The organism is Vagococcus sp. WN80Y, from assembly GCF_059621045.1.
This window is the reverse complement of record NZ_JCAQHY010000168.1, coordinates 81,206-106,715: the sequence shown is the minus strand read 5'-3', so window position 1 is coordinate 106,715 and position 25,510 is coordinate 81,206. Positions and strand designations below refer to the sequence as shown.

The following is a 25,510-nucleotide window of genomic DNA, read 5'->3' as shown; positions in this document are numbered from 1 at the left end:
GATACCTAGAAAAAATTTGTATTCTTCTCTAGGTTTATTTATGTTGCATTAAAAATCACAACAAACAATTTTAAAATAGTTCAGTTTTTACTTGACCTTTTTATAGCTGGCTTTATTTTGTAGACATTAGTGTACACAGATGCAACAACAGATAATACGCTTCTAAATCGGAGACATCATTTGTAATTTTTTTTGAAATAAGCTGAACTAATTCTTTTGCTTCTTGATAATAATTATTTTGAAGTAGCTCTTTAATAATCCCTTCATCTAGAGCACCAACATCTTCTCCAGTTTTATTTCTATTAAACATAGCGGCTACATGGGTAATTAAAATTCCGCCATTTTCTTCTGTCACTTTTATTTCCAGTTCCGATTGAATAACACTAATTAGAACTAATAAATCAGCCTTATCTTCAAGCGTTATCATTTCTAATTCTTGAAGTAAATTAACTCTATCCATAATATCAGTCATATTTTTTTATCTCCCTTCCTAATGAGTCATAAATGCCAACAACCGTTACTTCCTCACTTTGAATCCCTTTAACGATAGCAACATCACTGCGCGTAACAAATATTTGGAACCTAAATGCGCCAATGACCGGTGAGCCAATTGGAACTAGTTGATTCGTAGCAAAATAATAATCAATGCTATCTAGATCTGGTGGTAATACAGAAACGGCTTCAAATTGATTTTGTTTCGTCAACACCAAGGCATTTTCGAAATGACCTCTGCGATAATACCCTCCTCCATAGAAAAAACTTTGACCTTTAAAGTGATGGGATACTTCGCTTACATAAGTGACACATGGTTTTTCTATAAAGTCTAGCATGGCATGTCCAGGCGTTGTCCCACTAAAACCATGGCCTGGTTCTCCGCTTGTCCCTCCATAAGCTGCTATTTTTTTGATACTTTCAATACATGTAGCTGATGGCATATTTAGCTCATCAATCATTATCCCATTATCATTTAGCAGTTTTTGAGCTTTCTTCAATGTCTGTAAATTATGTGTTTTCTCAAATTCATGTGAATTTTCATCAAATAATACAGCTGGAAACACGGTTAAGCCTGTAAGTTTAAGATGTGAAAGCTTTGATACTTCTTGAGAAAATGCTAGCAAATCATCTAAAGGGATTCCTGACATTTGACCACTATAAATACTGTCTCCCTGATCCACCACTTTAATAAATACATGTTGAATACGATTACTTTTTTTGGCAGAATCATTAATCATCTTAGCATTTTCAATAGAAAAGACAGTAATATTAGTTACCCCATAAGCTACTAGACTATCTACAAGATAGCGCGGTACTTGTACTAAGTGGCCTGCATGAGATATCGGAATATGATGTTCCATCATGATTTCGGCCTCTTTATAGTCCACAACAACTGCCCCTTCGTAACCTAATGCTACTAATTCTTTCGCGATATAGGGATTCCTTCCTAGTTGTTTAAGCATAAAATATAGCTTTACGTCATATTTTTTCGCTTCTTGTAACATTTTTTTAGCATTAATCAATAATGAATCAATATCAACCACATACGTATCTGGTCTAATCCTTTTAGACAGTATCAATTTGGTAGAAGCATCTATTAAAGATGGATTATGCTCTATTGTTTTTTTTAAAAACATAAAAACCTCCTAACTAATCAAATATACATTTTTTTGTATATTTAACTTAAATAGAATATATCAGATAAAAATAAAGAAGTCAATCATGATTTTATCATTTTATTGCTCATAATAAAATGAAACAAGCTATCTTTATTAATAGCAAAAATTACTTTCATTGAGTTTTAATCGTGATATAATTCTCACGAGATATTATATTTAGAGCACTGGTTCGTCTATTTAGCTCAATTTAATCTGAGGCAATTTTCGTTAACCTCTCCCCATTGCCTACTATTGATTTTCTTAACTTTCGTGTGTATGATTAGGTTGTATTACTTTCGAATAACTCTATAAAATGCACTTTGTTAAGCAAACAGTCATATCAGAAAGTAGGGATACTATGGCAGACGCCTTAAAAGATATATACACGACAGAGTTCTTCGATCATTTAACACAAGACATCCATAAATTAGTCCCTAGTTTTGCTGGAGACAGATTCGTCGAAACAGTTATAGCTGACGACTGGCTTTCCTTGAGTGTTCGTGGAAGAATGAAAAAAATAGCGACAGTCCTAGGAAACTATTTACCTGGCAGCTATTCAGATCAGCTACCTCTTTTATTAACACTCCATCAACAAAATCGTGGCTTCTCTTATCTATTTTTTCCTGATTTTATTAGTATATATGGCCTAGCATCAGAAGACTGGGAGCTTTCTCTCAGTTATTTAAAAGAAATGACCGCTTATTCGTCATCAGAATTTGCCATCAGAGACTTTATTATGTTAGACCCTGAAAAGATGCTACAACTACTACTGGAATGGAGTAATGATGACAATGAACATATTCGACGTCTAGCCTCTGAAGGGTGTCGACCTTTGTTGCCTTGGGGCGCCCACTTGGATTATTTGATTGCTCGACCAGAGCTAGGATTGAAGATTTTGACAAATTTACGTGCCGATCCTTCGCTGTACGTTCGGAAAAGTGTCGCTAATCACCTCAATGATCTTTCCAAAAATCATCCTCAGCTTGTGATTTCCACCTGTCGACAATGGATTGGCCAACATCCACTTACTGACTGGATTATAAAAAAGGGCTGTCGCACTCTTGTCAAACAAGCGGTTCCCGAAGCCTTAGCGCTTTTCGGTTATCAAGCGCCAGGTACCGAATTTGACCTTGAAGCTGTCCAGCTTGCTGTCAGCACAGATTCCGCCGCTATTGGTGAAACTTTGACAATGTCCTATGCGGTTGCGACGACCATTACAACAGAAACAGCCATTCGATTAGAATATGGAATCAATTATGTTAAAGCGAATGGGCGCACTGCCTTAAAAAAGTTTCATATAGCTGATTTGTTAACAACCAAAAGAGAGTTTCAGGGTGAGAAAACACTTAATTTCAAAAATCTAACCACGCGTATTCATTATCCTGGCAAACATATACTCACTCTATTTCTAAATGGACAACCTATTGCCGAAACCACTTTTTTCTTAATTGATGCCTAAAAAGGAGGCTGTGACTTAGGTCACAGCCTCCTTTTCTATTAAACTATCTGCTCTTTTAGCCGACTAACTTTTTCTTTATAAGTCCCGATCTTGTCATTAAACAGCGCCGCAGTTCCCACCACAAAAAGATCCGCTCCGCCATTCTCTTGAATTGCAGCAATTGTTGGCTCATAAATATTCCCATCTACTTGGATTAGTGGCGATTTTTTACACTTAGCCACTAATTGATTCAATTCCCTTAATTTAGCTAAAACCCTTTGATTAAATACCTGCCCTGCAAATCCTGGATTAACCGTCATAACGACTATCAACTCTACTTCTTCCAGATACGGACTAATCATTTCAACGGGTGTTTCAGGGCTTAAGGCTAAACCAACCCCTACCCCAGATTCCCGAATCAACTTAATGCAAGATCGGGGATTTTTAACTACTTCAATATGAAATGTCAGATAATCTGGTTGAATCGACAAAAAAAGTGGGATAACTTTTTCTGGCTGAGCCACAGCTAAGTGGATGTCTGTCGTAAAATAACCCGTTTGAATAATTGGTGCAAGATTATAGGGCGCCATCGCCATATTTTCAACAAAGTCGCCATCCATCACATCACAGTGTAACCAATCAACTCCAGCATCACGTAAATCAATTAATTCTTGCCCTAAATTTAAGGGATCAGCACACATAATTGATGCGACAATTTTTTTCATTCAGCTTCACCTCTCTTATTAACCAGACCTGTTAAGTGGGTCCTCATTTCTCTTATCATACCATAATTAACACTAATTGTAGATTAGACATGTAACCGTTTAACATTCAGTAACTACTATATTTCACGCAAAGTCTCTAATTGTTGAGAGATTGATTGACCTTTAAACATGTAGCTACCAACTGCTAGAACATCTACCTGATGCTTTTGGCATATCTTGGCCGTCTCGTCATTGATCCCCCCATCCACTTGAATTAGGTAGGTTAGTTCATGCTCTTGCCGATAAGTGACTAACTGATCTACTTTTTTCATTGTTTCAGGAATAAATTTTTGACCACCTTTTCCTGGGGTAACCGTCATTTGTAAAACTAGATCAACTAATGGTAAAACCTCTTTAATTAAATCAAGGGAGGTCTCAGGATTCAAGGCAACCCCAACTTTTACTCCTCGATCCTTAATGGCTTTAACTACTCGGTAAATATCCTGACAGGCTTCTACATGAACCGTCAATTGGTCCGCTCCTGCCTCTATCAAATAGGTTGCATGTGCTTCTGGCTCTGCAACCATCAAATGACAATCGAAAAAACACTGACTATGAGGACGTAAGCATCTAATCAAAGAATCACCAAACGTAATCCGTGGCACAAATTGACCATCCATCACATCTAAATGAATCCAATCAATCCCCGCTTGATCGAGTTGTCTCACTACATCACCTAAACAAGCAAAATCAGCATCTAGCAACGATGTTGCAATCAACATATTCTTACCTCTCTTCTATTTCTGTAATTTGATCAATTCTGACTTGATACTTGCCCCCTAAGTAACTGGAGGTTAACCACTGATCGACAATCATTAAAGCAAGACCTTCACCAACTACGCGCGCGCCTATACAGAGAATATTGCTATCATTATGCTCTCTAGTCGCCTTTGCAGAAAATACATCGCTAACTACTGCAGCTCTTATTCCATTATGCTTATTAGCAGCAATCGACATCCCTATCCCAGTTCCACAAACTAAGATCCCCAAGCTATCGGGAGTTGTTGACATCCCTTTAACAACAAGCTGAGCATACTCTGGAAAATCGACTGACTGACTTGAATCAGTGCCACAATCAATTACCCGATACCCTTTTGTAGTTAAGTCTTTAACGATAGTAGCTTTCAGCGCAAAGCCACCGTGATCGGCTGCTATAATAACCGTTTGATTCATCCTCATTATTCCCTTCTCCCATTCTAATTTGATTGATGTCGCCATTGATTGGTCATATATTTTTCTTGAATTAGCATCTCTGTGCTATGACCTGCTTGATAATTTACTATTTCTTTTACCAAAAGTCCTGGTGCTTTTTCAATCACATCGGTATCTCCAGCAATATGAGGGGTAATCAGAACATTATCAAATGCCAATAAAGGATGATCTGCTGGCATTGGTTCATGCCAAGCAACATCTAAGGCAACTCCCGCAATTCGTTTGAGTCTAACACTTTCGATTAGAGCCGCTTCATCGATTAAAGAGGCTCTAGCTGTATTAATTAAATAGGAGGTTGCTGACATCATCCCCAACAAACGCGCATCGATTAGTTTATTTGTTTGATTAGTTAATCGCAAATGTAAGCTGATAACATCGCATTCAGCCATTACCTCTTCTAAAGAAAGATAAGTTAACGGTAAATTAACGCTTTGTTTCTTCTCTTCCGTTATACTTGGATGGTAGGCATAAACCTCAGCACCTAAGCTTAGAAGTATCTTTGCTACTCGACATCCAATTGCCCCTAATCCAATAATCCCGATTTTCAACTCACTGACTGTCTGACGAAAGCCGTCATTAAAATAATCTTTAACCCAATAGCCTTTTTTTAATTGATGGCTTCCTTCTGCTATCTGCCGTGTTAACGCTAAAATTAAACCTAACGTAAATTCAGCTGTTGCTTCCGCATTTTTAACTATCCGGATAACGGGTATTCCCTTTTCTCGGCAGGCCTCTAAATCGATATTCTCAGTGCCACCTCGACATAATCCAATCAATTTTAACTGTTGACACTCTTCTAAGAGCTGGCGACTTATTGGCGCTATGTGGCAAATCAGATAATCCGTCTCCTTAAGAACTTCTTTTAGCGACTCATCTACTAAAAAAGCCTCAGGACCTTCTCTTTCAATTTCTAACATTTTCGCTTGAAAGTCATGTTTAGAAAGCGTTTCAAACCAGCTAAATAACTTAATATCCGCTGCCCTCGCCAGCCCATTTTCTATAACCGCTTGCTTCATAAGTTCACCCTTAATCAAGCCATCACCAATTATTGTAATATTAGCCATACTCGTTAATGCCTCCCTTACATGACATAAAACCGCGCAACAAGAATAAACAAAATGCCCAACCCAACATGAACAGCTGCGCTCAGCCATTTTTTACGTTGATTATTATCTGTTGCCGATACTTTAATTCTTTTCGCACTCTCAAAAAATACTTTCATAAATAAACCAGCAGCAACTAAAACAAGCATCTCTTGAACCATTTTATTTCCTCCCTCTAAGCTATCACTCACCCACTAAATAATCAGTGAGAAGGTGGGACAAACGCGTTCCAAAAGTCTGGTCACTACGTTTTACTACGCTACGCTTCGTTGTCCTAACCTTCTAAGCAACTAAAGTTACAAGTGTTAAGGTATCGAAGTTTACGTAGTGCTCGGAGCAAAACGACTTTATGTCTCAGCTTCCATCACTGACTCAAACTTTTATTTATTAAATCACAATCTTAAGATTGTCCGTAATAAGCATTTTTTCCATGTTTTCGTAAATAATGCTTATCAAGAATTTCTTGTGGTAGGAACGGGGCATTTGGATTGATCACGCGAGCCAATAGATTCATTTTACAAATTTCATCCAAAACAACATTATTAGCAACTGCTTCACCAACTGTCTTTCCCCATGTAAATGAGGCATGACCATGAAGTAAGATACCGGGAATTTCATTTGGTTGAAGTTGCTTTTCTTTAAACGTCTCTACAATCAGATTGCCTGTTTCTTCCTCATATCCTCGATCAATCTCCTCTTTTGTCAAAAAGCGCGTACAAGGAATCGTGCCATAAAAGTGATCGGCATGAGTGGTGCCCATAGCTGAAACCTCTTGTCCCGCTTGCGCCCAGATAGTTGCCCATGGCGAGTGAGTATGAACCACGCCATTAATACCTTGAAAATGACGATAGATAACGGCGTGAGTCATTGTATCTGATGACGGACGTAGTGACCCTTCAATTGTTTTCCCATTAAGATCAACAACAATTAGATCGTTTGGCGTCAACTTCTCATATGAAACGCCACTCGGTTTTATCACAAATAATTGTAACTCTGGATCAAAACCACTTGCATTTCCCCATGTATACTTTACTAGACCTTGTTTCGGTAATTCCATATTGGCTACATAAACTTCTTCTCGCAAGTCTTTTAACACTTCTATCAACCTCCTATTTTTTCTGACTGAATGTCAACGACCACCTTGTTAAAAGGTAAACTCTTATCGTACATCTCTTTCAGATAGGTCCCAACCTCAGATAACCCAATATAGTGAGAAATCATCGGTTCAAAGACGATCTCATTTTGCTCCATAAAATGTAGTGTTCCCTCCCAATCTCTTCCCGGATAAGGAGCCGTGTAAGAATTCCACGAGCCTGTAATACTCAGTTCCCCTCTTAAAATTTTCTCAGTTGATTCAGCTGATAGTGGTAAATGATCGTGTGACAGTCCAACAAAAATAATGTGACCTTTTTTTCGAACGAGATTAATCGCTTGTTCTTGAGTAATACGACTGCCAGCCGTTTCAATTACTACATTGACTCCCAAAGACACTTCTTCTGTCATCCGTTTCATCAAGTCATCATTTTTACTATTTATTGACGCGGTTGCGCCTAGTTCTTTAGCTAATGCCAATTTATCATCAAAAATGTCAACGGCAATAATCTTACTCGCACCAAAGATTTTGGCACACTGGATAGCAAACTGACCAATTGCTCCGCAACCTAATACCGCTACAGTATCTCCCACTTCAATTTTAGATAGACGAAGAGCATGAAACGCAATTGCTGCTGGCTCTACACCCGCAGCGTCCAGAAGACTCATTTCTGCGGGGATTTTAATCACATGTCTCTCTGGAACCGCGACATACTCTGCCATCCCGCCATCACAACCTGTCCCAATAATCGTATAATTATCACTTAAGCCATAAAATCCTTCTTTGGTATACAAAGACTGTTCATCAGGAATTAATGGCGCCACACAGACTCGATCGCCTATACTTGAGAGTGTCACCTCTTCACCAATTTCAACAACTGTTCCACTAAATTCATGGCCGATAATCAGGGGATAATGGCGTGCCCCGTCCTCAACCTGAGTTCTTGGTAGATCCGATCCACAAATCCCAGTATAAGCCACTTTAATTAGTACCTCGTATGGCTTGACTTTAGGTTTATCAACCTTTTCAAAACGAACATCCCTTGCACCATACAACACACTTGCAAACATTTTACTCATTAACTAACAATTCCTTCCGTTGTTTTCTCACTCAACAGTTGTTGAATTTTTTTCTGCTTGAACATCCAAATACGTCCGAATTCCTTCTTTATTACGACGCCAAATGAGATAGGCAATAACATAAACTAAAATAGTTAAGCTAATCCATAATGAACTTTGGCTTAAGAAAGCTAGAAAAATCAGGCCAAACAACGGTTTTCCTAAAATGTTAAAACTCGTAATCATCAAGGCTCCTGCAGGTAAAGTAATCCCAACAGAGGCCGCTGTTTCCGTAAAGATCGGCGCTGTCATAGTACACATGTATAAACCTAAGCTAAACCAAATCGCCCCATTAATAATAGTTTTGACAATATTTCCCTTAGAAGTCGCTATCAATCCCTGGACCATATAAGGCAAAGCTAATAAATCAACGACTGGTAGGGTTTTATTGCCAGGTAAAACCATCGCCAAACCAACCATAATTGGAATTAAAATAATGCCTGAAATCAAAGTTGCTGGTTCACCATAACCTGTGGCATCGTTAACACCAAGATACCATTCTCGTTCGTCATTCTGACCACTACTACGTGCTGATTTACTAGCAGCCTGTGAAATTGGCGCGAAAGCTTGCGCAAAAATCCCCGCAATTCGTGGAAAAATAGCCATAACAGCTGATGTGGAAATAGCAACATTGGCAATTTCTCCCCAAGCTTCTAGACTCGTTAATTGAGTAAAATTACCTAACACACCTAAAAACAGTCCCAAAAACAGCCCTAACGAAATCGGTTCTCCCAAGAATCCTAATTTCTTTTGTAGGACCTGTGGGTTCACTTTAATTTTATGTAACCCCAATTTATTCCATATTGGGTCAACTAAAATACCAAAAATAGTCGGTTCAATATTATGCATCGCAATAATCGTGCTTCGCGGATAATTATAATAAGTTGACCATCTCCGTGCCAATAAATCTGACAATAACAAGCTGTATAAATTTAGTAAAATCATAATCCCTAACCCTAGCCACAAACTGCCAGTTCCTAAATAGACCATTGATCCCCAAACCATGTAAGAATAGTTATTCCATAAATCAGAGGGTTGGAAAACATCGGTCATCTTCAAGAAAAACAAACCCGTTTGTAACGCAATTGCAATGACAATATAAATCATGCCGATATCTGTGGCATAGGCAACAATTGACGTCGCTTGCCATCCAACATCAAATACTGGTAAGTCAATCCCAGTTTGATCGATCATTTTTTGGACAACCTTTGAAATTATCGGCGTGTACGAATTTAATATTAAGGTAAACCCTGTCAATCCAACTCCCGCATATAGCGCACCCGAAAAGGCTTTTCCTGTTTTAACCTTTAACGCTTTAGCAACGAAAAACAACATAATTGGTACAAATATTGCTGCACCAAACGTATCAAAAATGCTTTTTAATACCTCTAACATTTGCTGACCTCCTTATTGTGACTGATTAATTACTCTTTCTCCAACTTTGCAATAACTGCCAATACCTCTTCATAAAACTCTTCTTCACCAAAGCCCGTCAGTAAACCAGTTGCATTTACGATTGGTACACCATAGTCTCCCTCAGGGATTGGGCTCGTGTGGATAATAAAATCAAAACGACCTCCTTGTGCTAACTGAAGAGCTTCAGTTGGTCTAGACTCTGTCGTTGTAACGCCAATTCCTTTTTCTGCCATCGTCTCCTTTAAGCTTCCTGCAACCATAGATGAGGTCACTGTACCTGATCCACAAACTGATAATACATTAAATTGTTTCATGTTAATTCCTACTTTCCATTGTTTGATTAATTAAGTTGAGAACCTCTGCTGGCTCTTTTGCTTGTTCTATTTTCTGTAAAATCTCAACATTTCTAAAAAGGTTCATCAGCTCTTTTAGCACTTCTACTTGGCCATTCGGTTCTCTAACTGCCAATAAAAAAACTAATTTAGTTGATAAAATTTCTAAAGGATCAATCATTGAACGAACACTAATAGGCTCCTTAAAAACCAAGATTGACACCGCCGATTGATTGACATGAGTCCCATCCGTATGCGGTATTGCCACGACATAATCGCCTAATTTTAACCCTGTTGGTAAGCTTTCCTCGCGAGTCATCACCGCGTCAGCAAATGTCGCCTTCACCATATTTAATTGCTGCATCTTGCTTCCAGCTGAGTGCACTGCCTCGCCTAATTCCTTATAAGGTACCTCAATAAAGATTAGCTCTTTTTTGAATAATTTCTCTAATACATTAACCGTTTTGCTCACCGTTCAAAATCCCTTCATCTCGTTGTTTTTGTTGATACCGACCCATAATCTCTGTTGCATCTTCACTCGATCTAGCGTTCACTAACTGCTCATACACCCCATCATCCTGAACAATATCTGACAGCTCCAGTAACCCCTTTAAGTGGCTCTCTTTATCAATAGGTGCCACGACTAATACCATTCTAAGCCGTTGTCCACTAGGTGAATCAATGCCTTGCTTGATAATAAGTAAGCTCATCGCAAGCTGATTGACTCCATCATGAGGGCCAAGGTGAGGAAGTGCGAGACGCTTATACAAAACTGCATATTCTAAGAGTGTCTCAATTTGCTTCTTTAATTCAGTCAAATATCCCATTGTGACAGCACCCTGATTGACAAGTGGGCTTGTCGCCAGTTCTATCGCTTCTTCCCAGTCCGCAACACTATCAACTACTTGAATCCGCCCTCCAGATAGAAGCTCGGTAAGTGTTTGAGGGAGCTCTTCCTCTAGATTCTCTTGTCCTAGCAACATATTGCCAATATCTATTCGTAGTTTAGATTCATTTTGCACAACTGCGTGCTTTTTAATCACCGCTAAAAATTGTTCAATATCACTTCTATCAACAGCAGGTTGAATGAAATACTCTAATTGCTCACGCAACTGTTGTTTTTCTTCTACTTCCATCGGACTGTTAACAAGATATAATGGTTCCTCACTTTCCAAAGGGACCGTACTAAAAATGACATCGAAAGTCTGTGGTGTTTCATAGAAATTTCTAACCGATATTGCAGAAGAAAATGAAAATTCTGGAAATAAACGTGTCAGTTCAAATTCGATAAGTTGAGACATCGTGACGCCATTCGGACACACTACCACTGCCTTAATTGTTGCATCATCTTTAAACTCGACCGTTTCACCAAGGATATGCCCACCTAATATCAAGGATAAGAAAATTAATTCCGTCTCTGGAATCATCCTTCCTAAAAAATCGACAAGTGGTTGTGTCGATTTTTTTACCATCAAAAAGATATGCTGAAAATCGCTAATGATCGTTTGCTTAAATTGATAAGTAGTTGTCAACTGATACTTAATTCGATAATAGGCTGGAATAAAATGCTCCAACAATTTTTGAAGTAACTGCTCTTTTTCATGAATAATGATGGCCGACTGACATTCAAACAACTTCACAAACGCTTTCATTGAATCTGTTAACTGTGGAACTAAACAATTTCCAATCGGTTCCCTATTTTGCGATTGTGAGGATAATAGATGCAGCGTTAAATAAATTTTTTCCGAAATCACGATTTCATCAAACTTTTGCTTAAGTAAAAACTTTGCAACCTGATATTCTCTAGTATCAGACAACTCATCTGATTGGAGATGAAAATCCACATCAATGAGTTTACCACTTTCAATTCGTCTCAAAATAAAGGCCACAATAAGTGGTAATGTCGCTAGAGTTTGATCTGTAAAATTCAATCCTATTACTTTTTCCGAGCCAATTAAATTGTGCCTAATTTTTTCAACCTCTGCTTGACTTATTTCTAGATGTGACTTAATTAAGGCCAATCCTTTGAGATTTGAGCTTAATTGCTGAATCAATTCCATGACCACTAGCCGTTTATCCCATTCCGCGCCTTGAATGACATACCCCTTATGCCGAATATACTCCAGTGACAAACTATAGCGCTTAAGTAGTTCCTTTGTTTCAATCAAGTCTTTTAAAATCGTATTTTTTGACACAAGTAAGCCTTCAGTCAAAACTGGTAGCGTCACCATTTCCTTTCTAGATAATATCAACAAGATAATAATGACCATGCGTTCTTTAGTGGATAAAACATACTCTATACTCAAATCTAGCTGATTATCCATAACTTGTAAGACTCGTTTGTCAACCTCATACTCTTTATTTTTCTTTTTTAAGAGTACTTGGTTATTTTCTGCTAGCCAATTATTTATTTTGGTAATACTATAATCGAGTTGCCTTTTGGAAATTTCAAACTTTTTTAATAACACTTTCTCTGTGATTCTAGGACTTAAAACAATTTCGTATAGTATACTGATACTCCGTTTATCCAAGGTTATTTCCTCCTTCTACCTCCATTATATGTGAGCTTGTTAGATTGTAAATAATCGTTTTTGTGTAACTTTTTTCTAATTTACTAACAAAAATCAGACTATCCCTTTATCATTTCACAAATGGGCAGCTATTTTGCCATGACTTAATAGGGTCGCTCATAAACGAAAGACTTCATTTCATATCATTCGCTGATAATTACATTATTGCCAAATTAACTAATCCTTCAAATAAAATAACAACTAATATAACTTATTCAAAAACTTTTGCACGCAAAAAAGCAACGAAAAGAGACGCTTCTCGCTGCTTAACTGTTCAAATTCAATCCTCTAATCTACTTTCAATAAATCATACTGTGACTGATATAGATGATGATATAGGCCGCGTTCGGCCATTAACTCATCGTGAGTTCCGGCCTCTACCACTTGCCCACGATCAATATAGAAAATTCGGTCACTATTCTTAATCGTTGACAGACGGTGAGCAATAATAAAGGAAGTTCGTCCCTTTAATAGCTCCTGTAAACCAACTTGTAGCAGTTCTTCCGTTTTTGTGTCGATACTTGATGTGGCCTCATCTAAAATTAAAATTTTAGGATCTGCCAACAAGGCTCTTGCAAATGAAATCAACTGACGCTGACCAGCAGAAAGAGTACTGCCTCGTTCTTCTACCACCGTGTGATATCCGTCCTTCAACTCGCTAATAAAATCATGGGCACGAACAATCTTAGAAGCGGCTATCACTTCTTCTTCCGTTGCCTCTAGCTTTCCATACCGAATATTCTCAATGATTGTTCCTGAAAAAACAAAGGTATCCTGTAACATTACCCCCATCTGAGACCGTAAAGATTCAAGAGTCACATCACGAACATCGATCCCATCGACTTTAACACTGCCTTCATTGACATCATAAAAACGACTCAACAAATTGATAACCGTCGTTTTACCTGCGCCAGTAGGCCCCACTAAAGCGATGCTCTCCCCTTGCTTAACGTTAAAGCTAAGACCATCCAAAATATTTCGGCCTTCCTCATAACGGAAAACAACCTTATCAAACTCTACTTGACCTTTAATCGGTGGCATCAAAATCGCCTCAGGCTTATCTTTAATATCTGGTTCCACATCCATTGTTTCAAAGATTCGCTCCAGATAGGCCGTTGCCGTAATGAGTGAGTTATAAAAATTACCAATATTAATCACTGGATTCCAAAAATTATTAATGTAGCCGATAAAAGCAATCAACGTCCCTGTCGTCACATCCACGCCTATCCCTCTAATGCCCACAAAATAGATCAAACAAGTGGTAATCACAGAAATATTCTGCACCCCTGGCCACAATAAAAATTGAACCTTCACTGCCTTCATATATGAGGTACGATAATCGTTGCTAATATCAATAAATGTCTGATAGCTCTCTTCTTCTCGCGCAAAGGACTGAGTCACCTTTATCCCAGATATACTTTCGTGAATATAAGCATTCATATTAGACTGTTTATTACTCAACTCTTGATAGGCCTTGCGCTGCGCCTTTTTGATAAGCATTACCAGAATAAACAAGATGGGTAATAGCAACAAACTGTACAAGGTTAAGTTAAAATCAATCATCATCATCACAACAAGTGTAATAACCACACTAAAAATATCTGAAATTAGGTTAATCAAACCGTTACTTAATAAATCGCTTAGTGTGTTAATATAATTAACCACTCGGATTAAAATTTTGCCATGAGGTCGATTATCAAAATATGAAAAGGGCAACTTTTGTAAATGCTCAAAGATAGCTGAACGCATATCCTTTAAGACATCTTGCCCTACTTCTGTAATCGAATGAATCCGATAACGCATGCTGTATCCAATCACAACAAGGGACAGCAAGAAAATCACGCCAAGAACGGCTAATAATTTGTAATCTCCGTTAGGAATGACCTCATCAATCGCGACCTTAGTAAAATATGGCCCTAGCATCCCCGCCAAATTGGCAATAATAATCACGATTAGGGTCTTAACTAACGGCTTTTTATAGGGCAAAATATACGCGCCCATCCGTTTATAATAGGTCCAATTAAATTCCTGAGACAGTTCTTCATCCTGATCAAAGGTATTTCTAGCCATTAGATTTCCTCCTTTGGTAACTCATTTAGACATAGACCAACTATGTGTCTATCCCTCTTCACCTAATTGTTTTTGATAAATTGAATAATACTCGCCATGCTTAGCCACTAATTCCTGATGAGTTCCCTGCTCAACTACAACGCCCTTTTCCAAAACAAGAATTAAATCAGCTTCTCTCACAGACGAAATACGATGAGCTATAATAAAGGTTGTTTTCTCATGGGTAATCTTGCCTAATTCATTTTGAATTTTTGACTCCGTCTCCATATCCACAGCCGATGTTGTGTCATCTAAAATCAAGATTGATGGGTCTTTAGCTAATGCTCTCGCTAATGAAATCCGCTGCTTTTGGCCTCCTGACAAACCAACACCACGTTCTCCGACGATCGTATCGTATCCTTGTGGCATTCCTTCAATAAAAGCATTGGCATCCGCAATTTCAGCTACCTGTCGAATATATCCCTGATCCACATAGGGACTACCAAAGGCAATATTATCTTCAATTGTATTAGAAAATAAGAAAACATCCTGCATCACCATAGCGATGTGTTCACGAAGATTGCGTATTGGCCACTGTCGTGCATCTATGCCATCGATTAAAACCTGCCCACTTGTTGGATCATAAAAACGAGAAATCAAATTCACTAATGTGGTCTTACCCGATCCGGTTTCGCCAAGAATCCCGACTGTTTGCCCCGGTTCCGCCTTAAATGTCACCTGTGACAAAACCAAGCTCTCAGGATCATCTGAAAAATGAAAGCTAACATCTTTAAATTCGACATACCCCTTCATCACCTGCTCGTCTTCGCCACGTTTTCCGGCAATACTTGAGCGGGTATTTAACATTTCACGGATTTTAATACATGACGCAGAAAATCGTTGTGTGTCATTAATTAACCAACCACTCATCCGCATCGGCATATTTAACATCCACAAAAAGCCATTAAAGGCAACCAAATCACCAATTGTCATCCGTCCCTGAATCACAAAAAGACCACCCAATACTAATGCAACCAGTCCTAAGCTTCCTGCAAAACCATCTAACCAAGGTAAGTATTTCATCGAAACTTTTGCTGAATCCATGTTTTGCTTTTTATAATCTTCGTTCCGTTGGTTAAACTTTTCAATTTCAAATGGTTCTCTAGAAAAAGCCTTAACCACTCGATTACCACTAATATTTTCCTCTACCATCGAATTCAAACGAGAGAAGCTTTCACGTATTTCAAAGAAAACTGGGTGAGCTTCCTTCGCCATTCTCTGAGTCAAAATAAAAATCAGTGGGGTCACTGCCACCAAACATAACATTAACTCCCAATTAATCATGCCCATCACGATTACCGCTGAAACAAACCAAAATATGCACTCGATAATGTTATAAATTACCCAACAAACAAAGTGACGGATTGCCTCCGTATCCCCTGTCATTCTAGCCATAATATCGCCAACTCGTGTATGGTTAAAGAAATCAAAATCTAATTCTGTTAACTTGTTAAACAACTTTTCTCGTATGCCAAAAATAGTATTTTGGCCAATTCGCTCGAACGTTATTTGGTATAAATAACGTAAAATTGTTCTGACAACTGTCACGCCAATCATGATCAATAGGATTGGTACAAGCTTATCTGTCATTCCTTTATTTAGGACATCGTCAACAATCACACCACTTAATAACGGGTTAATGATAATTAATAATGAACTGGCAATTAATAAAATAATACCCCAAATAACCTTGTTAAAATCTTGCTTGATATACATCCAAATCCATTGAAAATTATTCATTTAGGAACCTCCTTTTATATCAGTAAAGATGGTCACGACAAGTGTTGCTCTTAACTTTCCTAACTGAACATCTTTCTGTTTACTTGTACTAGCGTAAGCCATTCCAAATTAGAATAGAATGTAGTATTTTGTTTATAATGATGGAGAATATTTACTTTTATCTTCCCCCACATTCACTTAAAGATTTCTCCTTTTCTTACAACCAAAAAAGGTAAGGAGAAAGACTGGTATTACGCCTTTTTCTCCTTACCTTTTTACTATCAATACGTCTTGTGCAACTAGCCGATTTTTTTCGTCACATTCCTCTTTTTAGTGATTTATAACATTACAGACCCACCATTAATTTGATTAAATAAAGGACTAAAAGATGAACCGGGTAAAAGGCATAATAGCCCCACTTTACCAAAGCAGTGGAATAACCACGTTGACCATTATATTGACGTAACACAGGAATCGTCAATAGCAGCCCTAAAACAGTCGAGCCGTTGACCAATGAGCCAGCCATTGCAGGATTAACTAACTTAGCGATTACCATCATCCCAAAGATTGGAAATGCCACGTAGCAAGGCGGCAGAATGATCTTCCATCTAGGGTCCGACAATCGGTAATAGCCAAAGATGATCAAAATCCCAAATAAATTCCAATCTGAGGTCACAGTGGCCAACATAAAGCCAATCACAATTAAGATGTGCGCTACCACACTTTTCGTTTTTTCATAGCAAATCATCATTAATAAACCCATTAATAGTGTGAATAAGACATTATTAAAGAGATCAATAAAGCTAAACTTCCAATTATTATAAAATGCTAGATGAAAAGGAATGACAGATAATACCGAAAACAAAGCCAAGCGTGAGGCGTATTTCTTTCTATCCCTCGTATAACGAAACCCCTCAACTAATAAATAGGCCATAATTGGAAACGTTAGCTTTCCTATCGTTTCTGTGAACCAAAAAATTAATGGATAGCTCTCGCCTAGGTTAAATACACTTCCAATATGATTCAGTAGCATTGCACCAATAGCAATTAATTTTAACTGAAAACCGTCTAATTTTTTCTCCATTTTATCACCTCCAAAATTAAGTTTAACCCTAACTTCCCTTTTTTCCAATCAGACTTCCGACCGATTAACCCTACTTTATTAGTCTAAATGGGGGCTAACTCATGCCTTTTGGCTCAATCAGTTATCAGCTGTTTTGCTTCAAACACTGACATAACTGAGATTGTCTCAACTTTAACAGTTGGAAAAAAGGGATGAACTAGCAAAAAAGCATGAGTTAGCTACTTTTACAAAAAGTGATAGTTATGAGAAAATAGGAGTCTCCAATAGACTAACAATAACTTGAGTAACACCATGTCCTTTCATAAAAAAACTAAGTAATATTTAGCTATCGCAGCAAGTTATTTCAACTCATTAAATAACATTTCATCCAAAAACCAATCAAAAAAACGGAACTCAGTTGACAGTGCTTCTAACCGTAACAACTAGCAGAATTCAAAGTCAAATAAGCCTTTAATTTCATAATCAGTTAATCGCTCTTGTCAACTGAAACCAGACATCAGCTCAATTAAGCACTTAAATTAAATAACGATATTTAAAATATAATTCACTTAAATCTAAGCTTGTGTTTCTCCTTCCTCAATTCTTCAACAAATCTCCTAACAGCTCAAAACCATTTCTACTTAAAGTTCAGTTGTAATCACTGCTTGTCTGATTATTTACCAATGATTTTTTTATTATCTAGCCCACTTTTATACCAACAACTGCATAAAACCAAGCAATCAACCTATACTTTTTTAGTCAAAATGTTGTACAATAACTAAGAGTGAATAAAGTGTGTTAGGAGCAAAAATAAATGCTACAAATAGATAGTAAAACCTTTAATCCAGAGATATTATACGTCTTTGATTGTTGGGGAAAAGAACCAGAAATTGGTAAAAGGCACGCCCATGTTTTCGCTGAAATCTCCGTCATTCTAGAAGGCGAAGCTCAATATACAATAGAAGATCATACCTTTACCGCCCACGCAGGTACAGTCATGTTATTTAATCCAGGTATTTACCATCAAGATACTCAACTTGAAAACAGTCAAAGTCATCAGCTTCATATTGGGATCAAAAATGTGGTCCTTGAAGGCTACAAACGTGATTACTTTCCTTTTACTTCATCTATCATCCATCTAGGAGATCGACATCCTGAATTTATTAACCGATGCTGGCGTTTGATAGAGGAAAAAAGCAGGCGTGGTATTGGATATGATTTAATGATTAAAACCCTTGTTATGGAAATTATTGTTCTAATTTTACGAAGTGAAAGCAGTAAGCACATTGAAGCCTCTTCTTTAAACGTCAAGGAGACAGATAAAGAAAAGCAAGCCATAGTTAATAACATCATCTACTATTTAGAAAACCATCATAGCGAAGAAATTAGTCTTGATACCTTATCAGACACTATGTACATCAGCTCCACCTATATTTCTAAAGTTTTTAAAGAGGAAACTGGGGATTCTCCCATTAACTACTTAATAAAATTGCGCTTAAACCGTGCTAAGCAGCTACTTGAAACACAAAATATCACCGTCAAGGAAGCCGCTGAAACAGTCGGTTATCAAGATGCCTATCATTTTAGTAAGCTCTTTAAAAAGCACTACGGGAAATCTCCCTCAGAATTGATAAAAAAAGAGAGTCACTAAAAATAGCTCAATCACGTGTTTCATCACATGATTGAGCTATTTTCTTATAACGCCCGCAAATAAAAGGTATCCATCATACCATGTTCAGATCCTGGTAAAGGTTCTGCCAACAAATTGAAGCCATACTTCACATAAAGTTGATTGGCAACAACTAACTTACCTGTTGTTTCCAAATAGATTTGTTGGTAATATTTTTTTGCATCTCTTAGGATTGTGTCCAGTAATAATTTTGACAATCCCTGTCCTTGAGCGGAAGTAGCGACATATAATTTTTGTAATTCGCAGATTGCGGCATCACCACTAAATGGACCATATCCCCCACATGCAACAAGCTCACCCTCAAAATTTTCTACTATCCAATACTCACTAGCCGGCAGTGACGCATAATACTCAGTCAAGTGTCCTAGCTGAGGATCAAAATAAGCCGTTCCGGGGATCGCTAAATCAAAGCCTTCTAGTGACTCTTGAATCAACTTTTTTACTGAGTGATTATCCTTTGTCTCTATTTTTCTTAATCTCATCCACTCTCCTCCTGTCTCCCTCTTTCTATTAATCTTAGAACAACTGAATCTAGTTGTACAGGTTTAATTGACCGTCATTCTTTAAATAAATAACAAAAAATGGTAACCGCTCAACACTTACGGTTACCATTTTTTCATGTAATCTATTCGACTGAATCCTCTTTATCAATCATCGGATTTTTAATTTCTTTTTCTTCTACTAATCGTTTTTTTATTATTTCATGGGTATGGTTGCCTTCTTCAAGAGCGCGTTTCACCCGTGAAATAATAGCTGTACTGGCTTGTGTCTCAGCCTCTATTTCTTGATAGGTTTTATTTTCCAATAAATATTGAGCAACTTTAAAGCGTTGTATCAAGGTTTTCAATTCTTTCAGTGTCATCAAATCATCGAAATACGCGTAGCATTCATCAAGGTTTTCTAATTCTAATATCGCACGGAAAAAGTCATCGGTGTGTTCATCTCTAATACGTTCAATTCTCACGTTCTTCACTCCTCGTTTTCTTTGTTAGGTTTGTCAGTCTCGGACAACCGTCAGTATTTGCTGATAGCAAACATCCGTTATAGATAATCAACCTCTACAATCGAACATATAATAACATAACACTGAAGAAAAGTCCATTATTTTCATGTAACTTTCTAAACTTTTTTCAGCTCTGCTTTTTGAGTGGGTTTTACATAAGGTAAACGGTAGTTAGCTGCCACGCCAAGTAGGATTGTTATTAATGGAACGACATAACAAAATATTGAGAAAGGCCAATAATGACTAGTTGGAATCCCTAATGTTCCCGTAATAAAAACACCACTAACACTCCAAGGAACAAGTGGATTGACTGTTGAGCCTGCATCAGATAACGTACGAGATAAATATGTCCGCGGCACAGCTAACTGATCAAATGATTTTCCGTACGCTTTTCCTGGCAAAATAATGGATAGATACTGTTCGCCAATTAATAAATTGACCGCTAGACTACTGATTGCTGTCAGGAGCACCAGCTTTCCTGGTCGATTCATCCACCCTTGAATCGTTCCTAATAAGGTCTCAATTAATTCTAAACGAACTAAGAGTCCGCCAAGAGCAAGGGCCAAAAGAATTAGGGAAACTGACCACATCATACTTTGAATCCCACCTCGGGAAAGTAATTCATCTACCTGTTGATTACCTGTTGTTGCGATGTACCCATCTTGTAACCATTTGCCAATTGTCACGAGTCTAGTAGTTGGATAATAAATAAAACGAATCCCTAAGGAAAGAACAATACTCGCTAACAATGTTGGAATCGCTGGGATCTTCTTCCAAGCGCAAACAAACAGCAAGACGATTGGTAACAGCGCAACTGGAGTAATCGCAAAATTTCCTTTTAAACATGAAATAATATCGACCATTTCATGAGTCGCTGTTGCAGAGGATTCTCCTCTACCTAATAACAAGAAAAATATAACGGAAACGAAAGCTGCTGGAAGAACGGTTTTTAACATCTGCTTTAAATGAGCAAATAACTCAACCTCCGCAATTGCTGCTGCAAGGTTAGCCGTATCTGATAAGGGAGATAGAGAATTTCCTAAAAATGCTCCTGAAACAATGGCTCCCGCTATCCAAGCTGGCTCAAATCCAAGTAATTGACCCATTCCATAAAAAGCAATGCCAACAGTTGAAATCGTGGTAAAAGAACTCCCTACTGCTGCGCCAACCAGACCACAGATCAAAAAAATCATCGGTAAAAAGTAGGTGGGAGAAAGAAATGAAAAGCCGTAAACCATTAGCGTTGGGATTGTACCAGAGGCTATCCACGTGCTAATAAGTGCGCCAATAAAAATGAAAATAAGAATGGGGATAAGACCAGGGGATATCCCTGAAATAAAGGCCTGATGAATGTCATCCCATGATACTCCTTTAAAAACAGCAAAGGCTATCAAAAGAATTAACGCGAAGAGTAATGCGATGTGTGCCGCTAAATGAAATACAATGATACTAATTCCTATAATAGTTAACAATACAATTAAAATGGATAAGGCTTGCTTAACTGAAACCTTTTTTTCCATGACAATTCCTCCTCAATGTGTTGAATAGGTGAAAACAATAAAAACATTAAGTGTATGGCAAATACCATACACTTAACGTTAATCAACGGATATTTCTATCTGTTACTCAGCGTAAATAGCTTCTAATTTATCTTGAATAGCACTAGTCATTTTATCTGCGTAAACTGCGAATGTGTCTTTATCATACGCATATGGTGACATCGCAGAGGCACGTAAGATCGTTACCTTCTCTTCTTTATCCCATTCTTCACGTGAGAATCCTAACCCTTTAACAAATGGATATGGGCTATGACCATAATCTGGAACTGCAAAGTCCGTATGAGAGGTAATAAACTCATTGTGATAAGTTCCGCCTTTACCATAAGACGCATATTGATAAAATTCTTCGTTCAATTCATTCATCTTAGCTAAGTCGGTATTGCCTTTTTCATTAAAGACATAGTCAACCATGTTGAAGTCAGGGCGAGTTAATGCATGTGCGACAATTGTTTTATCGCCGACTTTAAATTCTTTGCCATCGATAAAATCGTAAAAGTGGAAGGCACCCTCAATACTTGCACCCATTAATTTACCAAAACCAGTCACATTTAATGGTAAAACTTTATGAGCAGTCCAAACTGCAGCGGCAGTTGCTCCTGCTTTTGATCCTTCTAAAATATAAGCGCCCAACAAGGCTGGAATGTCAGCACCTTTTTTAAAGACATAAGTAGCAAAGTAAGAAATCACATCACGCATCCGTACATCTTGAATAACTACCCCACCAGCGGAATAAGGAATGTAGCCCATTTTATGTGGGTCAATCGTAACAGATTCACATTCAGAAATAGCTTTAAATGACGCATGAATCTCAGGAGTTAGCCAGTTGTTTTCGCCTTGGAAAATATGGTTAGCTGCATAGACTTCATTAATTTTGTCAAACTCAATAAACTCATCTTGTTCATCCAAAAAGATTGAACGAGCGTATCCGCCATAAGCAGCATCCACATGAATATAGAAGTAAATGCCTTCTTTCATTAATTTTTCTCTCAATGCAACAATTTGATCCACACGGTCAATCTGACCTTCTTCAGTTGAGCCGACAACAGCAACTACCCCCAAGGTTGGAATTCCTTGGCTGGCTAAATCACGGATAGTCTGTTCAAGATGATCGATATCCATCCGGTATTCATGATTAACATCACAAGCAATAACTTGATCAAGCCCAATCCCAATAATATCCGCAGCTTTCAACCATGAATAATGTTTTGTTTGTGGCACAATCCATTTACCTAATTTTTTAAGTTCTTTACCACCACGAGCTGAATGTTCTTTAATTTCATCCATATGATCTTGGTATTGATCTAATAAATCAAGAATGTTGGCTGTAGACATATTAAGTAATTCCCATTCGCTTTTTCCTTCAACAGCTTCTGGAACCACTTCTCTAAGAGCTAGAGGCAATGATTTGAAATTACGTGCATACCAAAGGCCTTCCAAATTAGCAATAGACCCATCTGCCGCTAAATGTCCCCAACCATTTTTATAGCTCATTAAAGTGGCTAATTCTAGCCCAACTTCTTCTTCCATTTTAGATGTAGCAGGTGATGATTCGTATGCCACATTGTTCCCATTCCAAAGCATAGCTGTTGTATAAGCAATAATTGCAGGCATTAATGTTTCAGAGTTCATATGACCCCAGAAACGACCAGCTGAGTGCCAAGGTAATGAATCTGTCCGTAATTTTGAGCTTAAAACGTTAAATACTTGATTCATATTATCAACTGTTGCTTGATAGCTTTCTGAACGACGATCTTGTGGTGTAATGACTGGTAAATCTTGTGGCATATAATTTTGACGCCAGCCAACGTGCTCATCGACCATTCTATTTAAAATGTCTTTAAATACTTCGACGTTTTCACCTTTGTCACCTAAAAATAAAGCTTTTAAATTTGTGTCTTTTGGATCTATAATTTGATTACTCATGATGATCTCTTCTTTCTTTGTTAATTAATCTTCCATTTTTTTCCAACTTGGTTTCTTGAATCGATTGATTAATAGTGCAATCCCCACCATAATAACGGTAGCTGCTACTTGATAAATAACGTAACCTACATGTTGATTTTCACTCACTGAGGTTGGTGGAATCAAGCTGACTAAAATTGTTATAATCACACTGACCATAGCAATGATTGAAACAAACCACATCATGCCATTGCCTTTAGCTCCCAAACGGAATGGGCGAACTTCTTCTGGCATTGTATAGCGCAAACGAATCGCAGATATTGAAATGAGCAGGTAAACGATACAATACAAAATAGTTGTAGTAATCGTAATAACTAGAAATGCTTCACTAACATCTGGAATTACAACGTACAAGAATGATACTAGGGAAATAACAACGGCTTGAACTAAGACAATGTTAATAGGAATGTCTCGTTTATTCCGTTTTTGGAAGAACTTAGGCAAGTTCCCTTCATCTGCTACTTTAATCATTGATTTACTTGGTCCTAATACCCAAGCACTTAGCTGAACTAAAACACCGATTAAAATCATTAATGAAATGATGTTGTTAAAGATAGAGGGAATCCCTAAATCTTCTGTCATAATGACAAATGGTTGAGTTATATTCGCCAAGTTCATTTGTCCCATAGGCACTGCATTAGCAACACTCAAACCAGCAATTAAATTGAAAACAACTAGAACTAAAACTGAAACAATAACAGCTATTGGATAATTACGTTTTGGATTATCAATGTTGTTAGCATGAACGGATGAAATTTCAACACCCGCAAAGATAAATATAATCCCTGTTAAAGTTGGTAAACTACCTATATGACTAAAATCAGGTAACAATTTACTAGCTGAAAAATCGGCTAGATAACCCGTAGTGGTAATGCCATTTTTTGCAAAATAACAAACCCCTAAAATGACAAGAGCTAAAAATGGAATGTAAACTCCAATGATGGCTCCCCAGTCGCCGGCAATTTTTACCATATCAAACTTTAAATTTAGTAAAGTAATTACCCAGTAAGAAACTAGAATTGATACAAAGATAAACACACTATTATTTCCTAAATCAGGTTTATTAATCACGTATCCTAATAGGACACCAACCGTTGACGCAACCATGACCATCCCGAAAAACATTTGTACCCAGAGTAACCATGAGGTAACAAATCCCCATTTCTCTCCTAGGGCATTACGAACCCAAACTTGAGGGCCCCCTTCTTGCGGCCATGTTGTTGATAATTCTGCTGACATTAAGGCAATCGGCAAAGCAAACATACACGCTGCTATTAACATGTAAACAATTTGTGTCCACCCTGTTGATGCAAGTGTTGGGACGCTTCTGACGGTGCCGAAAAAGGCCATCGTGATTCCAATTAAACCAAACAAAGAAAGCTTTTTGCTTTTCTCCATTTTAAATTCCTCCTCTGATCAATAACGCTATTTCTAAAAATTAACGGCATCGATAAAATGAATAAATATCCATTTTCACTAAAATAAAATACATATCCTTCATTTGATTTTCAGCTCTTCAGGCCTGAAGTTTTTTGTTAATAGAAAATCGGTGAAGTCAAATGAACAACCGTAGTATAATCCCGTAACAAAGCTTTGTCAAAAGGATTACTTGTTGTTTTATTAGAAAATAATGAGCATTCAAAAGGCGTGATGCAACTCTTTTCCGTTGCAACGCTTTAACGCGTTAAAGTATTAATATGCTTATTA

General features: G+C 37.6%; 23 protein-coding genes. 2 read left to right on the top strand and 21 right to left on the bottom strand.

From position 1 onward, the window contains the following. Positions 1–112: 112 nt before the first annotated feature. Together AC5KOD_RS17190 and AC5KOD_RS17185 are read right to left on the bottom strand one after the other, a co-directional pair. Positions 113–472 carry a PRD domain-containing protein gene (locus AC5KOD_RS17190; protein WP_496915809.1) on the bottom strand — a complete coding sequence of 120 codons (360 nt, stop codon included), beginning with the start codon at positions 470–472 and terminating at the stop codon, positions 113–115. Continuing rightward, the gene (locus AC5KOD_RS17185; protein ID WP_496915808.1) at positions 465–1,631 is read right to left on the bottom strand and encodes an alanine racemase; all 1,167 of its coding nucleotides are present in this window, start codon (positions 1,629–1,631) and stop codon (positions 465–467) included. The genes AC5KOD_RS17190 and AC5KOD_RS17185 overlap by 8 nt, the downstream gene beginning before the upstream one ends. A gap of 379 nt (positions 1,632–2,010) precedes the next feature. Here AC5KOD_RS17185 and AC5KOD_RS17180 point away from each other — a divergent pair, with 379 nt between their 5' ends. Then, the gene (locus AC5KOD_RS17180; protein WP_496915807.1) at positions 2,011–3,111 is read left to right on the top strand and encodes a DNA alkylation repair protein; all 1,101 of its coding nucleotides are present in this window, start codon (positions 2,011–2,013) and stop codon (positions 3,109–3,111) included. Positions 3,112–3,149: 38 nt separating this feature from the next. On the opposite strand, the gene AC5KOD_RS17175 is transcribed toward AC5KOD_RS17180, so the two are convergent. The 14 genes from AC5KOD_RS17175 to AC5KOD_RS17110 form a co-directional block, all read right to left on the bottom strand. Continuing rightward, the gene (locus AC5KOD_RS17175; RefSeq protein ID WP_496915806.1) at positions 3,150–3,815 is read right to left on the bottom strand and encodes a ribulose-phosphate 3-epimerase; all 666 of its coding nucleotides are present in this window, start codon (positions 3,813–3,815) and stop codon (positions 3,150–3,152) included. Between the two features lie 116 nt (positions 3,816–3,931). Further along, positions 3,932–4,576, bottom strand: coding sequence for a ribulose-phosphate 3-epimerase (rpe, locus tag AC5KOD_RS17170; protein WP_496915805.1), 645 nt, complete (start codon positions 4,574–4,576; stop codon positions 3,932–3,934). Between the two features lie 4 nt (positions 4,577–4,580). After that, positions 4,581–5,033, bottom strand: a complete 453-nt coding sequence (rpiB, locus tag AC5KOD_RS17165) for a ribose 5-phosphate isomerase B (RefSeq protein ID WP_496915804.1) — start codon at positions 5,031–5,033, stop codon at positions 4,581–4,583. Positions 5,034–5,050: 17 nt separating this feature from the next. After that, the gene (locus tag AC5KOD_RS17160; RefSeq protein ID WP_496915803.1) at positions 5,051–6,130 is read right to left on the bottom strand and encodes an NAD(P)-dependent oxidoreductase; all 1,080 of its coding nucleotides are present in this window, start codon (positions 6,128–6,130) and stop codon (positions 5,051–5,053) included. A 17-nt stretch (positions 6,131–6,147) separates the two neighbouring features. Beyond that, positions 6,148–6,330, bottom strand: coding sequence for a hypothetical protein (locus AC5KOD_RS17155; RefSeq protein WP_496915802.1), 183 nt, complete (start codon positions 6,328–6,330; stop codon positions 6,148–6,150). Between the two features lie 239 nt (positions 6,331–6,569). Continuing rightward, a complete protein-coding gene (locus tag AC5KOD_RS17150) occupies positions 6,570–7,265 on the bottom strand; it encodes an L-ribulose-5-phosphate 4-epimerase (RefSeq protein ID WP_496915801.1) in 696 nt (231 codons plus the stop codon). Between the two features lie 5 nt (positions 7,266–7,270). Next, positions 7,271–8,341, bottom strand: a complete 1,071-nt coding sequence (locus AC5KOD_RS17145; RefSeq protein ID WP_496915800.1) for a galactitol-1-phosphate 5-dehydrogenase — start codon at positions 8,339–8,341, stop codon at positions 7,271–7,273. Positions 8,342–8,368: 27 nt separating this feature from the next. After that, positions 8,369–9,775 carry a PTS galactitol transporter subunit IIC gene (locus tag AC5KOD_RS17140; RefSeq protein WP_496915799.1) on the bottom strand — a complete coding sequence of 469 codons (1,407 nt, stop codon included), beginning with the start codon at positions 9,773–9,775 and terminating at the stop codon, positions 8,369–8,371. Between the two features lie 29 nt (positions 9,776–9,804). Next, positions 9,805–10,110 (bottom strand): PTS sugar transporter subunit IIB, encoded by a 306-nt coding sequence (locus AC5KOD_RS17135; RefSeq protein ID WP_496915798.1) that lies wholly within the window; start codon positions 10,108–10,110, stop codon positions 9,805–9,807. A gap of 1 nt (position 10,111) precedes the next feature. Beyond that, entirely contained in the window at positions 10,112–10,600 is a 489-nt protein-coding gene (locus AC5KOD_RS17130) for a PTS sugar transporter subunit IIA (protein ID WP_496915797.1), read from the bottom strand. Beyond that, positions 10,584–12,659: a BglG family transcription antiterminator gene (locus tag AC5KOD_RS17125; protein WP_496915796.1), complete on the bottom strand. Its 2,076-nt coding sequence runs from the start codon at positions 12,657–12,659 to the stop codon at positions 10,584–10,586. The genes AC5KOD_RS17130 and AC5KOD_RS17125 overlap by 17 nt, the downstream gene beginning before the upstream one ends. 327 nt (positions 12,660–12,986) lie before the next feature. Then, a complete protein-coding gene (locus AC5KOD_RS17120) occupies positions 12,987–14,768 on the bottom strand; it encodes an ABC transporter ATP-binding protein (RefSeq protein WP_496915795.1) in 1,782 nt (593 codons plus the stop codon). A 48-nt stretch (positions 14,769–14,816) separates the two neighbouring features. Beyond that, complete coding sequence (locus AC5KOD_RS17115; RefSeq protein WP_496915794.1) at positions 14,817–16,547, bottom strand: ABC transporter ATP-binding protein; 1,731 nt, start codon at positions 16,545–16,547, stop codon at positions 14,817–14,819. 325 nt (positions 16,548–16,872) lie between these two features. Then, positions 16,873–17,610 (bottom strand): TraX family protein, encoded by a 738-nt coding sequence (locus AC5KOD_RS17110; RefSeq protein ID WP_496915793.1) that lies wholly within the window; start codon positions 17,608–17,610, stop codon positions 16,873–16,875. A 793-nt stretch (positions 17,611–18,403) separates the two neighbouring features. Here AC5KOD_RS17110 and AC5KOD_RS17105 point away from each other — a divergent pair. Next, entirely contained in the window at positions 18,404–19,240 is an 837-nt protein-coding gene (locus AC5KOD_RS17105) for a helix-turn-helix domain-containing protein (protein ID WP_496915792.1), read from the top strand. A 44-nt stretch (positions 19,241–19,284) separates the two neighbouring features. On the opposite strand, the gene AC5KOD_RS17100 is transcribed toward AC5KOD_RS17105, so the two are convergent. The 5 genes from AC5KOD_RS17100 to tyrP all read right to left on the bottom strand — a co-directional run bounded on the left by AC5KOD_RS17100 (position 19,285) and on the right by tyrP (position 25,201). Beyond that, entirely contained in the window at positions 19,285–19,761 is a 477-nt protein-coding gene (locus AC5KOD_RS17100) for a GNAT family N-acetyltransferase (protein ID WP_496915791.1), read from the bottom strand. Positions 19,762–19,904: 143 nt separating this feature from the next. Next, positions 19,905–20,243 (bottom strand): YerC/YecD family TrpR-related protein, encoded by a 339-nt coding sequence (locus AC5KOD_RS17095; RefSeq protein ID WP_496915790.1) that lies wholly within the window; start codon positions 20,241–20,243, stop codon positions 19,905–19,907. Positions 20,244–20,398: 155 nt separating this feature from the next. After that, complete coding sequence (gene nhaC / locus AC5KOD_RS17090) at positions 20,399–21,802, bottom strand: Na+/H+ antiporter NhaC (protein ID WP_496915789.1); 1,404 nt, start codon at positions 21,800–21,802, stop codon at positions 20,399–20,401. Positions 21,803–21,904: 102 nt separating this feature from the next. Continuing rightward, complete coding sequence (gene tdc, locus AC5KOD_RS17085) at positions 21,905–23,764, bottom strand: tyrosine decarboxylase (RefSeq protein ID WP_496915788.1); 1,860 nt, start codon at positions 23,762–23,764, stop codon at positions 21,905–21,907. Positions 23,765–23,788: 24 nt separating this feature from the next. Beyond that, positions 23,789–25,201, bottom strand: a complete 1,413-nt coding sequence (tyrP, locus tag AC5KOD_RS17080; protein ID WP_496915787.1) for a tyrosine-tyramine antiporter — start codon at positions 25,199–25,201, stop codon at positions 23,789–23,791. Positions 25,202–25,510 lie beyond the last annotated feature (309 nt).